The organism is Mesorhizobium sp. B2-8-5 (assembly GCF_006440675.2).
Classification (GTDB): Bacteria; Pseudomonadota; Alphaproteobacteria; order Rhizobiales; family Rhizobiaceae; genus Mesorhizobium.
The window spans coordinates 2728172-2741728 of record NZ_CP083951.1 but is presented as its reverse complement, the minus strand read 5'-3'; the positions used below and the strand labels follow the sequence as shown (position 1 = coordinate 2741728).

The 13557-nt window shown below is 64.0% G+C and carries 10 protein-coding genes; 2 read left to right on the top strand and 8 right to left on the bottom strand.

The features are described from left to right. Positions 1-17: 17 nt before the first annotated feature. The 5 genes from FJ430_RS13360 to FJ430_RS13340 are packed head-to-tail and all read right to left on the bottom strand — an operon-like array spanning position 18 to position 6062. The gene (locus FJ430_RS13360; protein ID WP_140703663.1) at positions 18-560 is read right to left on the bottom strand and encodes a c-type cytochrome; all 543 of its coding nucleotides are present in this window, start codon (positions 558-560) and stop codon (positions 18-20) included. Next, positions 557-1084, bottom strand: a complete 528-nt coding sequence (locus FJ430_RS13355) for a DUF3341 domain-containing protein (protein ID WP_140703664.1) — start codon at positions 1082-1084, stop codon at positions 557-559. The genes FJ430_RS13360 and FJ430_RS13355 overlap by 4 nt, the downstream gene beginning before the upstream one ends. Beyond that, positions 1081-2439, bottom strand: coding sequence for an NrfD/PsrC family molybdoenzyme membrane anchor subunit (gene nrfD, locus FJ430_RS13350; RefSeq protein WP_140703666.1), 1359 nt, complete (start codon positions 2437-2439; stop codon positions 1081-1083). Before nrfD ends, FJ430_RS13355 begins: the two co-directional genes overlap by 4 nt. After that, positions 2432-5422, bottom strand: a complete 2991-nt coding sequence (locus FJ430_RS13345; RefSeq protein WP_140703668.1) for a TAT-variant-translocated molybdopterin oxidoreductase — start codon at positions 5420-5422, stop codon at positions 2432-2434. Before FJ430_RS13345 ends, nrfD begins: the two co-directional genes overlap by 8 nt. Continuing rightward, positions 5406-6062, bottom strand: a complete 657-nt coding sequence (locus tag FJ430_RS13340) for a cytochrome c3 family protein (protein ID WP_210239889.1) — start codon at positions 6060-6062, stop codon at positions 5406-5408. Before FJ430_RS13340 ends, FJ430_RS13345 begins: the two co-directional genes overlap by 17 nt. A gap of 196 nt (positions 6063-6258) precedes the next feature. Between FJ430_RS13340 and FJ430_RS13335 the strand changes: the two genes are divergently transcribed. Next, positions 6259-8712 (top strand): membrane-bound PQQ-dependent dehydrogenase, glucose/quinate/shikimate family, encoded by a 2454-nt coding sequence (locus FJ430_RS13335; RefSeq protein WP_140703672.1) that lies wholly within the window; start codon positions 6259-6261, stop codon positions 8710-8712. A 223-nt stretch (positions 8713-8935) separates the two neighbouring features. Here FJ430_RS13335 and FJ430_RS13330 read toward each other — a convergent pair whose 3' ends face one another. The 3 genes from FJ430_RS13330 to FJ430_RS13320 are packed head-to-tail and all read right to left on the bottom strand — an operon-like array spanning position 8936 to position 12811. After that, positions 8936-11215, bottom strand: coding sequence for a xanthine dehydrogenase family protein molybdopterin-binding subunit (locus tag FJ430_RS13330; protein ID WP_140703674.1), 2280 nt, complete (start codon positions 11213-11215; stop codon positions 8936-8938). Between the two features lie 2 nt (positions 11216-11217). Beyond that, complete coding sequence (locus tag FJ430_RS13325; protein ID WP_140703676.1) at positions 11218-12240, bottom strand: FAD binding domain-containing protein; 1023 nt, start codon at positions 12238-12240, stop codon at positions 11218-11220. Between the two features lies 1 nt (position 12241). After that, on the bottom strand, positions 12242-12811 hold the full coding sequence (locus FJ430_RS13320; RefSeq protein ID WP_181175250.1) for a (2Fe-2S)-binding protein: 570 nt from the start codon (positions 12809-12811) through the stop codon (positions 12242-12244). A 258-nt stretch (positions 12812-13069) separates the two neighbouring features. Here FJ430_RS13320 and FJ430_RS13315 point away from each other — a divergent pair, with 258 nt between their 5' ends. Beyond that, the gene (locus FJ430_RS13315; RefSeq protein WP_140652647.1) at positions 13070-13513 is read left to right on the top strand and encodes a PPC domain-containing DNA-binding protein; all 444 of its coding nucleotides are present in this window, start codon (positions 13070-13072) and stop codon (positions 13511-13513) included. Positions 13514-13557 lie beyond the last annotated feature (44 nt).

Genomic DNA, 13557 nt, shown 5'->3' with positions numbered 1-13557 from the left:
ACCCTGCTCCAGGCGGCTCATGGCGATGCCTCCGCTTCAAGCCGCGTGCGCAGGCTTTGCGGAAGTTCGGCGACTGGAGCGGCGCGCGAATATTGCAGCGCGCGGATATAGGCGACGATCGCCCAGCGGTCCTGCGGCGGCACGCGCGCCGCATAAGAATACATCGCGCCGTAGCCGTTGGTGATGACGTCGTAGAAGTGGCGGTCCGAGGCCTTGCGCAGCGCATCCTGATGGTAGCTTGGTGGCGCCGGAAAGCCGCGCTGGACGATCATGCCGTTGCCGTCGCCGGTGCGGCTGTGACAGGGCGAACAGAATATGTCGAAACGCTGCTGGCCGCGCTGTAGCAGCTCGGTCGTGATCGGATAGGGGATTTTGTCCGGGACAGGCGAAAGATCGGCGTCGCGTGTGACAGTGCCCGTGACCGGCGTGCGTGCCGACATGCCGTCGGCGAATTGGCTGCTCGCCTCCAGCGGATCGTAGCGCGGCTGGTCCTCCATGTCCTGCCGGCAGCCGGCGACAGCCAGCGCTCCGAGCAGAAGCGTTAGGCCGAGACGGCTCACGCTTCGACCTCTTCGACCGTCTCGGCACCGAGCCGCGTCAGTTGGCCCCGGGTCACGCCCTTCCGGTATTTCGGATCGGCCGCTTCGATCAGCAGATAGAACTTGCCGCCGCGGGCATAGCTGAAGCTCTCGGCGTTGAAGACCGGATGATGGTAGCGGGGCAGGCCGTTGGCCGCGAGCACACCCAGAAAGCCGGCGAAGGCTGCGCCGAGAATGCCGGCCTCGAAGGCGATGACGACGAAAGGCGGCCAGGAATGCAGCGGCCGGCCGCCGACATTGATGGGATAGTCGATCTCGACGGAGTACCAGATCAGCGCATAGACAAGAGCGGCGCCGGCAATGCCGCCGGCGAGCACGGCCCAGGGCAGGCGCGTGGCGCGGATTTCCAGTATCTCATCCAATTCCTTCAGCGGAAACGGCGAGAACGCATCCATGCGCCGGTAGCCGCGCTCGCGCATGCCGCGGGCTGCCTCGATAAGCGCTTCGGGTGCGGCAAACGCAGCCACGAGACCGTAGAGGCTCATCTGAGCTTGCCCTCCTCCTCAGCCAGTTCCTCGACCTCGAAGATGGTGATCGCCGGCAGGATGCGGATAAACAGGAAGACCAGCGCGAAAAAGGTGCCGATCGAGCCGAAGAGGATGCCGAAGTCGAGCCAGGTCAGCGACTGCTCGCCCCAGGCAGACGGCAGGTAGTCGCGGCTCGGCCCCGTCACGACGATGATGTAGCGTTCGATCCACATGCCGATGTTGATGGCAATGGCGATCGCGAACAGCAGCGGCATGTTGCGGCGGATGCGTCTGAACCACAGCAACTGCAGCACGCCACAGTTCAGGCCGAGCATCGTCCAGAACAGCGGCGCATAGGGACCTAGCGCGCGCTGCGCCATCATGGCGCGTTCGTAGGGCTCGCCCGAATACCAGGCGAAGAATGCTTCGGAGACATAGCCATAGGCGACGACCATGCCGGCGGCGATCATCAGCTTGGCGGCATTGTCCATATGCCTGACCGTGATCAGGTCCTCGACCGAAAAAGCCCAGCGCAGCGGAATGGCGATGGTGAGCACCATGGCGAAGCCTGAGAGCAGCGCGCCGGCGACGAAATAGGGCGGGAAGATCGTCGAGTGGTAGCCGGGCGTGATGGCGAAGGTGAAGTCGAGCGAGACGATCGAGTGGACCGAAACGACCAGCGGCGTGGCCAGGGCGGCTAGCAGGAAATAGACGACCTGATAGCGCGACCAATGATAGGCCGAGCCGCGCCAGCCAAGCGCCAATATGCCGTAGAAGAGCTGCGCCGGCCTTGCTCTCGCGCGGTCGCGCAGCACCGCCAGATCCGGCAGCAGACCCATATACCAGAAGAGCAGCGAGACGGTCGCATAGGTCGCGATCGCCGCGAAATCCCAGACGAGCGGGCTGCGCCATTGCGGCCAGTTCATATGCACATTGGGCAGCGGCAGCAGCCAGTAGAAGAACCACGGTCGGCCGAGATGCAGGATCGGGAACAAGCCGGCCATGGCGACGGCAAACAGCGTCATGGCTTCGGCGAAGCGGTTGATCGAGGCGCGCCATGGTTGGCGCAGCAGCAGGAGCACCGCCGAGATCAGCGTGCCGGCATGGCCGATGCCGATCCACCAGACGAAGTTGGAGATCATCGTGCCCCAGGCCACCGGAATGTCGATACCATAGGCGCCGACACCGACGGCGATCAGGTAAGTGATCGAATAGAGCAGCAGCAGGACGAGCAGGAAGCAAAGGAAGAACGCCGTCCAGAAATGACGCGGCAGGCGGCCGTTGAGCACGATCGAGCCGATGCGCCCACTGATCTCGGGAAAGTCGTGACGGCCGCGCAGGACAGCCGAGCTGTTCGCGCCGGCTTCAGCCATCGGTCGCCTCGCTTGGTCTGGCAAGCCTGCCGTTCGGATTGGAGATTTTGCCGAGATAGGAGGTGCGCGGCCGTGTGTTCAGCTCCTCCAGCAGCGCGTAGTTCTGCGGCGCGCTTTTCTCCCGAACGACCTTTGCGTCTTTCCTGTTGCGATCACCGAAGGTGATGGCCTGGGTTGGGCAGGCCTGTTGGCAGGCGGTGACCACTTCGCCATCGGCGATGTCGCGATTTTCGATCTGCGCCTGGATGCGCTTGGCGCTGATGCGCTGGATGCAGTAGGTGCATTTCTCCATCACGCCGTGCGAGCGCACGCTGACGTTCGGATTGTGCACGCCCTGCTCCGGCCCAGCTTCGTCCTTGTCGAACGACTGGTGGTCGAGGAAGTTGAAGCGCCGCACCTTGTAGGGGCAGTTCTGCGAGCAATAGCGCGTGCCGATGCAGCGGTTGTAGACCTGCGCATTCAGCCCATCATGCGTATGCACGGTGGCGTTGACCGGGCACACCACTTCGCAGGGCGCCTTTTCGCAATGCATGCACGGCACCGGCTGGAAAAAGGTCTCGGGCGCGTCGAGCGGACCGGCATAGTAGCGATCGACTCGCAGCCAGTGCATCTCGTGGCCGCGCTCGCATTCCTCCGGCCCGACCGGCGCGATGTTGTTCTCTGCCTGGCAGGCCGAGACGCAGGCCATGCACCCGATGCAGGCCGAAAGATCGATCGCCATCGCCCAGGCTTCCTGGTCGTAACGCCAATCGGGATAGAGCGATTCCGTCGGCGCCGGCGGCACATCCTTGCGGACGAAATCCGAGTTCTGCCGGAATGCGTCGAGCGAGGCGTGGCGCACGATGGCGCGACCTTCCATCGCCTGGTGTTGCTGCGTGGTGATGACGCGCATGCTGTTCTTGCGGGGTGCGATCGCCGCGCCGGTCGCGAACCATTCCGAACCACGGCGCAAATGGAAGGCGTCGTAGCCTTCCGACAGCGCGGCAACGGAACCGACCTTTCGCCCGAAGCCAAAGGAAAGCGTTATCGTTTCGTCCGGATGGCCGGGCGCGATCCAGGCCGGTCCATCGACGTCCGCGCCATTTGAGGCGACATTGATGACATCGCCGTTTTCGATTTTCAGTCGCTCGGCAGTGGCGGGCGATATGAGCGCAGCATTGCCCCACACGATCTTGGTCAGCGGTCGCGGCAGCTCCTGCAGCCACGACGCATTGGCAAAGCGGCCGTCACGCAGCCACGGATCAGCGACGAAGCGGACCTCGATGCCATTGCCCGCGTTTGCCGCCGTCTTCAGTCCCGCCAGATCCGGCGGCACTGTAACGGATGCCGGCCTGGCGGCACTGTTCGCTATAACACCGTCGCGCAGAGCCTTTCTCCACGTGTCATCATCGAGCTCTGCCCAATGCTGCCGGACAAGCGACAGCGGATCAGTCTGGAATTGGCCGCCAAGCACGGCGAGCAGCTCATGCCCGGTCTTGCCATCGTAAAGCGGCCTGATCAGCGGCTGCACCAGCGAGGCCGTGCCGTCATAGGCTCGGATGTCGCTCCAGCTCTCGAGTTCATGCGCCGCAGGCACATGCCAATGCGCCAGGAATGCCGTCTCGTCGCGATAGAGCCCCTGATGGACAAGCAGCTTCAGGCCGGAAAAGGCTTTGCGCACATCGAGGCCTGCCGGCGCGGTGTGCAGCGGATTTGCGACGAGCACGATGACCGCGTCGATCGCCCCGTGGCCAATCGCTTCGCACATCGCCTCCAGATCGCCATCGACCTGCAGCGCATCCGGCGCCGCGATAAACTCCATCGTATTGCCGAGCGCGCCAAGCCTCGCATTGGCGGCAAACGCGGCAGTGTGAACGAACACGCTCTGATGCGCACCCGGCACGACCAGTGCGTTGCGGCCGGCTGCCTTCAGATCATCGACCAGCGCATTCATCCATGGCGCGTCGATCGGAGTCTGGTCGATTGGCGCTACGGGCGCCCCGGCTTGGCCTTCCAGCGTGGCATGAAGCCCGGCAGCCACGGCTTCGACCTCACTCGGCCGTATCGCTATCTTATGATCGGCCGCCGCGCCGGTGATCGTCGGCGTCGATTCCACCGCATAAAGCCGGCTCATCCCGTCGTTCGGGCTGCGCACGCGTCGCCGCGCGGCGAAGTCGCGCGCATAGGCGAGCCGCCCCGGCCCCTCGCCCAGGAAATCGGCGTCGAGACTGACGATCGTTTCGGCACGATCGAAGCGGTAGACCGGCGTCAGCGCCGATCCGAACAGTGCATGTGACGCCTCCGCCGCCGCAGATATCGCCAACGGGTCGTGACGATGGATTTTCAGTTTCGGATAGCGTGCCCGCAGCGCATCCAACTGCGCCGCAAGAGTCGGCGAGGTAGTCGCTTCAACCAGCAGGGCTCCGCCCTGTCCTTGTGAGGCCGTCCAGCGCGAGACGAGTGCCGCCATGTCCTTGAGGAAATCGCCATAGGATGCCGGCTGTCCATCCTTGAGCGGGGTGCGCGAGCGATCAGGGTCGAACAGCGTCAGCACCGCCGCTTGCATCACCGCGTCGGTTGCGCCGCGCGACGCCGGATGATCCGGATTGCCCTCCACCTTGGTCGGCCGCCCTTCATGGCTCTCGACGATGGCGCCGATGCCGAAGCCGTCGCTCGACAATGTTGTCGCGTAATAGGCCGGCTTGCCGGGGATCAGCATTTCCGGCTGGCGCACATAAGGCACGATGCCTTCCGCCCTGCTGCAGGCGGCCAGCCCGGCAAGCGACAGCGAAGCGCCCATCAGCTTCAGCAGCGTGCGCCGGTTCGGCCTGGCCGGCAGGCGCTCCGCGATTGCCGGAAATTCGGCTTCGACGAAGCGCCGGAATTCCACGGTGCCGGCAATCTCGTCGAGGCTGCGCCACATCTCGCGGCCGCTCGTCAGCCGTCGGCGCAACGCTGCGATGTCGATAGCGGGCTGCGCCTTTCCTTCAGCGATGGCAGACATAGCAATCCGTCATCGTCTCGGGATGGATGTCGAGCATGCCGATAAGCTGTCGCCTGATCTCGGCGATGTCCTCAGGTGGCTGCCAGTGCATCAGGAACACGTCCCGTGGCGGACGCAGATTGGGTCCGGGATTGCGATGACAGCCGAGGCACCATTCCATGCTCAGCGTATGCGCTCGCCTGGTCAGCGGCATCTGGTCGACCTCGCCATGGCAGGTCTCGCAGGCGACGCCCTTATTAACGTGTATGGCGTGATTGAAGAACACAAAGTCGGGTACGCTGTTGACGCGCTGCCATTCGATCGGCTTGCCGCTGGCCAGGCTTGCGCGCACGGGCGCCAACATCTCGGCGTTGGTGAAAAGCTGCGAATGACAGGTCATGCAGACTTCGGTCGCCGGCAGACCCGCCGAAGACGAGGTCTCGACACCGTTGTGGCAATAGCGGCAGTCGATGCCGAGCTGGCCGACATGGTGCTTGTGACTGAACGGCACCGGCTGCGCCAATGGCTCACCTACTCCCGTTACCAGGTCCGAACGGGGAAGGATTGTCCCGATCGCTGCGGCGATCAGCAGAACTGCACAACTTCCCCAGATGACAAAGCGCGCAACGCCATTGGCGTTTTTCGAGAAGATCTGCGGCATCCCCTCGCCGATTCTGCTGAAGGCAAACTCAGAGTTGACGACACCTAACGGTGCTTTCGCCACGAAGGTTCCGAAGCCGCAAAAGGATCACAGAATGGTGACCGGCAGCGACGGCGGATCCCGAATTTAATCCGCAACCACAGCCGGCTGCATGCGTTCGCCAGATATCACGATCTGTTTCACGCTGGAAAATGCCATGACCGACGCCGCTGCAAACAACCCCCATCGTCCTCTGCGCCATCGCGGTGTCGCCTACTGGTGGAGAGGGCTGGTCGGCATCCTATTGGTCGTTCTCGGCCTGCTGATCGGCTGCGGTGGCGCCTGGCTCGTCGCGCTCGGCGGCTCCTGGTATTATCTGCCCGCCGGCATCGCATTGCTGCTCGCGGGCATTCTGCTGCTCGCAGGAAATATGGCCGGTGTCTGGCTTTACGTCCTGACATGGCTCGCAACGCTTGCCTGGGCCTATTGGGAGGTCGGTCTCGACGGCTGGGCGCTGATGCCGCGCGTCTTGGCTCCCACGATCATCCTCATCTTCGTCCTGCTTGCCGTTCCAGCCTTCCGCGACATCGGCAGCCGAGGCAGCAGGAACGCCGCCTATGTGACAAGCCTGCTGCTGCCGGTCATTGCGCTGGGCGCGTTCGGCTTCCTGCACATCGATGCCTTGGCGCAGTCACCGGCGCAACCGCCGGCGCCTGCCGCGCAGCCCGCGCCGAACGGAACGCCGGCCTCGCAGGACACCGCGACCCATCAGGCCGGCAATGACTGGCCGGTCTATGGCGGATCGGAACTGGGGACGCGCTATTCGCCGCTGAACCAGATCACCGCGGCCAATGTTTCCAAGCTCACCCGCGCCTGGTCCTTCCACACCGGCGACATGCCGAACGAAGCGACCAAGGACCTCTACTCGCCCGAAAACACGCCGCTCGAGATCGGCGGCCATCTCTATGCCTGCTCGGCCAAGGACATCATCATTTCCGCCGATGCCCGCAGCGGCAAGGAAGAATGGCGTTACGACCCGAAGGTCCCCGACGACGCCATACCCTATGGCGCGAGCTGTCGCGGTGTTGCCTATTTCGCCGTGCCGGACGCCAAGGCGGATCAAGCCTGCGCGACAAGGCTTCTCATCGGAACACTGGACGCGCGCCTGATCGCCATCGATGCCAAGACCGGCAAACCCTGCACGGACTTCGGCCAGCAGGGCGTCGTCGACCTCACGCAAGGCATCGGCGAGACGGTACCCGGTTGGTATTCTGTCACCGCGCCGCCAACCATCGTGCGCGGTATCGCGGTCGTCGGTGCGCAGGTCAAGGATGGCCAGGCCGAGAACGCGCCTTCGGGCGTCGTCCGCGGCTATGACGCCACCACCGGCAAGCTCGCCTGGGCATGGGACATGGGCCATCCCGATCGGACGGGCGCGCCGCCTGCCGGCGACACCTACACGCGTGGCACCCCGAACATGTGGACCGTCGCGGCCGCCGATCCGCAACTCGGCTATGTCTACCTGCCGCTCGGCAATGCCGCCGTCGACTACTATGGTGTCGATCGCAAGGATTTCGAGAACCAGTTCAACTCATCGATCGTCGCCGTCGATGTCACGACGGGCAAGCCGGCCTGGCATTTCCAGACGGTGCATCACGATCTTTGGGACTACGACCTCGGCTCACAGCCGACGCTCGTCGATTTCTCGACCGTGACCGGCAAGATCGCCGCCATCATCGTGCCCAGCAAGCAGGGCCAGATCTACGTGCTCGACCGCAAGACCGGCAAGCCGCTCTTCCCGGTCGAGGAGCGCAATGTGCCCTCGGGCGGCGTCGAACCGGACAAGCTCTCCAAGACGCAGCCCTATTCAGGCTACGCGCATCTCGACCAGCCGGTGCTGACCGAAAAGGACATGTGGGGCATGAGCCCGCTGGACCAGCTCTACTGCCGCATCCAGTTCCATCGCGCCTCCTATCAGGGCGAGTACACCCCGCCGACGGTCGACCGGCCCTTCATCGAATATCCCGGCTACAATGGTGGCTCGGACTGGGGCAGCATCGCCGTCGACACCGACAGCGGGGTGCTGATCGCCAATTACAACGACATGCCGAACTACAATCAGTTGATCCCGCGCGAGAAGGCCGACCAGATGGGCTTCAAGCCGATAGACAAGGGCGGCAGCCCGAAAAAGGTGAAGGACATCGGCGATCCGCAGGCCGGATCGCCATACGCCATTGCCGTCAATGCCGGCTGGCGCTTGCCAACGGGCCTGCTGTGCTCGAAGCCGCCCTATGGTCATATCCGCGCGATCGATCTCAAGACCGGCAGGACGCTGTGGGACGAGCCGCTCGGCAGCGCCGACAACAACGGGCCCTTCGGCCTTCCTTCCATGCTGCCGCTGACTATCGGAACGCCGAACAATGGCGGCCCGCTGGTGACGGCCGGCGGCCTGATCTTCATCGCCGCGACCACCGACAACAAGCTGCGCGCCATCGACATCAAGACGGGCAAGGAAGTATGGCACGCCGACCTTCCCGCCGGCGGCCAGACGACGCCGATGACCTATGAGGTCGATGGCAGGCAATACATCGTCATCGCGCCCGGCGGGCATCATTTCATGGAGACGAAAGTCGGCGACGAAGTCATCGCCTATGCCCTGCCTGCGAGCTGAATAGATTTGGGGCCAGGCTCTCAAGCCTTAGCTTTCCCCATCGTTGCTCCGCACCGTCGCCTGCGGCGGCTCGCTCCTGTTCCTCGCCAACCGTCGGCTTCGGCGCCTGGCGAGAAAGTACATCCAGATCAGAATGAGGATGAGAGGGATGCCCGCGACAGGCAGCATCCATATGCCAATGTGAAACATTGGTCTCTCCCGGGGAGATCTTCATCCGACATGGTCAGGCGAGCAGTTGCTCTATCCTGATCGGCAGGTCGCGGATGCGCTTGCCGGTCGCATGGTAGACCGCGCTCGCGACGGCCGCGGCCGTGCCGACATTGCCGAGCTCGCCGAGGCCTTTCACCCCGGCCGGATTGACGGCGTGATCGACCTCCGGCACCAGGATCACCTGCAGGTCCTTGATGTCGGCATTGACCGGAACGAGGTAGTCCTGCAGGTCGCGGTTCACATAGCGGGCATAGCGACTGTCGACTTCGGTCGCCTCGTGAAGCGCCTGGCCGATGCCCCAGATCATGCCGCCCATCAACTGGCTGCGCGCGGTGCGCGTGTTCATGATGCGGCCGGCGGCAAAGGCGCCAACGATGCGCGGCACGCGGATCTCCCTGGTATAGCGGTTGATGCGGACCTCGACGAATTCGGCGCCGAAGGCGTATTTGACGGAGTCCTCGTCCTGGTCCGCGCCATGGAACTCCGGCGTGCCGGCATAGAGCTTCTTCAGCGCCTCGGGCGTCGCGCCCTTCGGCGCAAACTCGACATATTCCTCGATAGCGCCGACCTGCATGGTCTTCAGGACGTCCTCGACCTTGGCCGACGCACCGCCCTTTGCCATGATCTTTCCGTCGGCGAGGTCGAATTCCTCGTTATGGGAACCGGCCAGCGGACCCCCCTCGGCGGTCGCGGCGGCATAGAGCTTGGTGCGGATCGCGTCGCATGCCTTGAGCACCGCCGAGCAGACACTGGCCGTGGAGATCGACCCGCCCGAGACCGGAGCCGGAGGCAGGCTGCTGTCGCCCATTTCGACGCTGATCTTGTCGATGCCGACGCCGAGGCGCTCCGACGCCATCTGAGCGGCCACGGTGCGCACGCCGGTGCCGATCTCGTGCGAACCGCATTGCACCCGAACTTCGCCGTCAGCTGTGAGGCGCACGCGTGCCGCGCATGGCGCTACCGCTGTCGGATAGATGGCCGTGGCGCAGCCCATGCCGATCAGCCAGTCGCCGTCGCGCATCGCGCCGACCTTGGGATCTCGCTTGGCCCATCCGAACGCTTCCGCCGCCTGATCGTAGCACTGGGTCAGCGAGCGGCTGGAGAACGGTTTCTTGCCGATCGGCTCCGTCTTCGGCTCATTGATGCGACGGAACTCGACCGGATCCATGCCGAGCGCCACCGCCATTTCGTCCATGGCGTTCTCCAGCGCGTAGACGTACGGGGTTTCGGGTGGCGAGCGCATATAGCCAGGCGTGTTGCGGTCGGCCTGCACCAGCGAGACATGCGTCAGCACCGAACCGTAGTCATACATCCGGCCAGTCGCCGAGGTGCCGCCGACGACATAAAGGTCCGGCCGCGACGTAACCTCCCAGCCCTCATGCGCGAAAGCGGTGATGCGGCCGTCTTTGCCGGCGCCGATGCGGATGCGGTGCCGCGTTTCGGCCCGATAGGTCTGAATGCCGAAAGCCTGCATGCGGCTGGTCACGCAACGCACCGGACGTCCGAGCCGCTTGGCGGCAACGGCCACGATCGCGGTGCGAGGCGTCATCGGTCCCTTCGAGCCGAAGGCGCCGCCGATGAAAGGGCTGACGATGCGCACCTTGCCGGGATCGATCTTCAATTGCCGGGCGAGCTCGACTTTCCAGCCGGTGACGTTCTGCGAGGCCTCGTGCACGACAAGCTGGTCGCCCTCCCAGAACGCGGTCGTTGAAAACAACTCGATCGGATTGTGGTGCTGGGTAGGCGTCGAATAACGCTGGTCGATCTTGACCGCTGCGGCGGCGTAAGCCGCGTCGAAATCGCCTGCCTTGACGTCCTCCTTGAACAAAGGGCTCTTGCCGGCCGCCGGGACGGTTTTCGTGCCGGGGCTGTCGAAGCTCGCGGTTGGCTTGTCGTCCTCATACTCGGCGCGGATCAGCTGCGCCGCCTCTTCAGCCGCTTCGAAAGTCTCGGCGACGGCAAGCGCGATGATCTGCCCGTCATGGAAGATCGTACGGTCGTGCAATGGGCCGATCGAGGTGGCGCCGGAATTGCCGAATTTCGGTTTGTCGACCTTGTCCATGTCGCCATAGGTGACGATGTCGAGCAGGCCGGGCACCGCGCGGGCTTTGTCCAGATCGAGCTTCGTCACCTTGCCTTTGGCGATGCTGCTGGCGGCCAGCGCGCCATAGGCGATGTTGGCGGTGGGCAAGTCGGCGGGATAGTGCGCCTGCCCGGTGACTTTCAGGCGCGCATCGACCCGCGGCAGCGGTGCGCCCTGGTTCTCTTTGGGTCTTGGAGCAGCTGTGTCCATGGTCACACCTCCATGTCGCGGGCTTCGAGCAGCGCGCGCACCAGTGTTCGCTTGCCGAGTTCGATCTTGAATGCGTTGTGCTGGCGCGGTTGTGCTTCGGCGAAGGCGGCATCCGCCGCAACTCCTGCCGATGCCTCGTCCAGCTTCTTGCTTTGCAGGGCTTCTTCGGCCGCGCGGGCGCGCCAAGGCACCGTCGCCACGCCGCCCAACGCGATGCGCGCTTCACGAACATTGTCGCCGTCGAGGTCGAGCGCAATGGCGGCTGAAGCCAGCGCAAAGGCATAGGATTCGCGGTCGCGAATCTTCAGATAGAGCGAGCGCCGCGCCCATGGGATAGCGGGTACTTCGATGGCGCTGACGATCTCGTCGGCCGCAAGGTCGGTCTCGATATAAGGCGTGTCGCCGGGCTGCCGATGCAACTTCGCGAATGGTAGCTTTCGCGACCCGCGCGAGCCTTCGGCATGAACGACGGCATCGAGCGCGATCAGCGCCTGGGCGAAATCGCCGTGATAGGTGGCGATGCAGGCGTCGCTCGCGCCGAGCACCGCGTGCTGCCGATTGAAACCTTCCATTGCCGCGCAACCCGAACCGGGCACGCGCTTGTTGCAGTGCCAGGACGTCTCGCGAAAATATTCGCAGCGCGTGCGCTGCAGGATATTGCCGGCGAGGCTCGCCATGTTGCGGATCTGGCCGCTCGCGGCCAGCCGCAGGCTGTCGGCAATGACCGGATAGCGGCGCTTGACCTCCGCATGGTCGGCGGCCTCGCCCATGCGCACCAGGGCGCCGAAGCGGATACCATTATCGGTGACCCGGATTTGCCTGAGACCAGGGTCGGCAAGCCGGTTGAGGTCGAGCAGCCGGTTCGGCTCGGCAACACCGAGCTTCATATAGTCGGCAAGATTGGTGCCGCCGGCGATGAACTGCGCATTCGCGCGAGTCGGCTGGTCGTCGTTGGTGGTGAAGCGTGAGGCGATCGCGACCGCAGCGGAAATGTCGGTCGGCTGTTCGTAGACGAAGGGGTGCATGTCACGCTCCCTTCATCTGATCGCGTGCCTGCAGGACAGCGGCGACGATGTTGGGATAGGCGGCGCAGCGACAGATGTTGCCGCTCATATATTCGCGGATGTCATCCTCGGATTCCGCGTGACCCTCATTCACGCAGCCGATCGCCGACAGGATCTGTCCCGGCGTGCAATAGCCGCACTGGAACGCATCATGGTCGATGAAAGCCTGCTGCATCGGATGCAACTTGCCATCGCTGGAGGCGAGCCCTTCGACCGTCGTGATGTCCTTGCCGTCGTTCATCACGGCGAAGCTCAGACAGGATAAAACGCGCTTGCCGTCGACCAGCACCGTGCACGCGCCGCATTGGCCATGGTCGCAGCCCTTCTTGGTGCCGGTCAGTCCGACATGGTCCCGCAACGCATCGAGCAGGCTGGTTCTCGTATCGAGCGACAACTCATAAGCCTGCCTGTTGATCCGCAACGACGTGACGGCTGGTTGCCTCAGTTTCGGCTGGGCTGCGCTCGGCGCCTCGGCCCGTGCATGCGAAGCAAGTAAAGGCGCAGTGGCGGCCGCCGACACCGAACCTGCCATGAAACGCCTTCGACTGAGACCATTATTGGATAGGGCTGAGGGCTGGGACATGGCTCGCTCCTGGGCTGGCTGGGTCCGTGCGCTAACCTTTCAACGAAGCCAATGTTCCCATTGGCCACCCCAAAACCCGCGGCACTTCACGGAAGCGTGACTCCGCCGTTGACGGCTGGATCGTCGCTTGGGTCTCTCAACAGACTGGAACATGCGTCCTGATTAGGAGTTCTTGCCCAAGAGCCACCGGCACATCCAAAGGGCATCATGAAATCGAAACTGGTCGCAGAGACCCCCGGGCAAAGGACATTCGTGGTCGTGCTCGATCCGGGCGAGGAAGCCTTCGCGTCGCTCACCGACTTTGCCGGTCAGAAGGGAATTGCCGGCGCCTCCCTGACGGCGATCGGCGCGTTTGAAAAAGCGACGGTTGGCTGGTTCGACTTCCAATCGAAATCCTACCGCGAGATCCCGGTCGCCGAACAATGCGAGGTGCTGAGCGCGATCGGCGACATCGCCGTCGACGACAGCGGCAAGGCGAGCTTGCATCTCCATGCCGTTCTTGGCCTGAGCGATGGATCGACCCGCGGCGGACATCTGCTCGAAGGCATGGTGAAGCCGACACTGGAAGTCACGGTGACGGAATCGCCTGTGCATTTGCGGCGCACGAAACGACCAGCCCTCGGCATCGCCCTGATCGATCTTGACGCGTGAAATCCTGCGCTACCGAAACCGCATCTTCGATCAGGCGTTCAGAC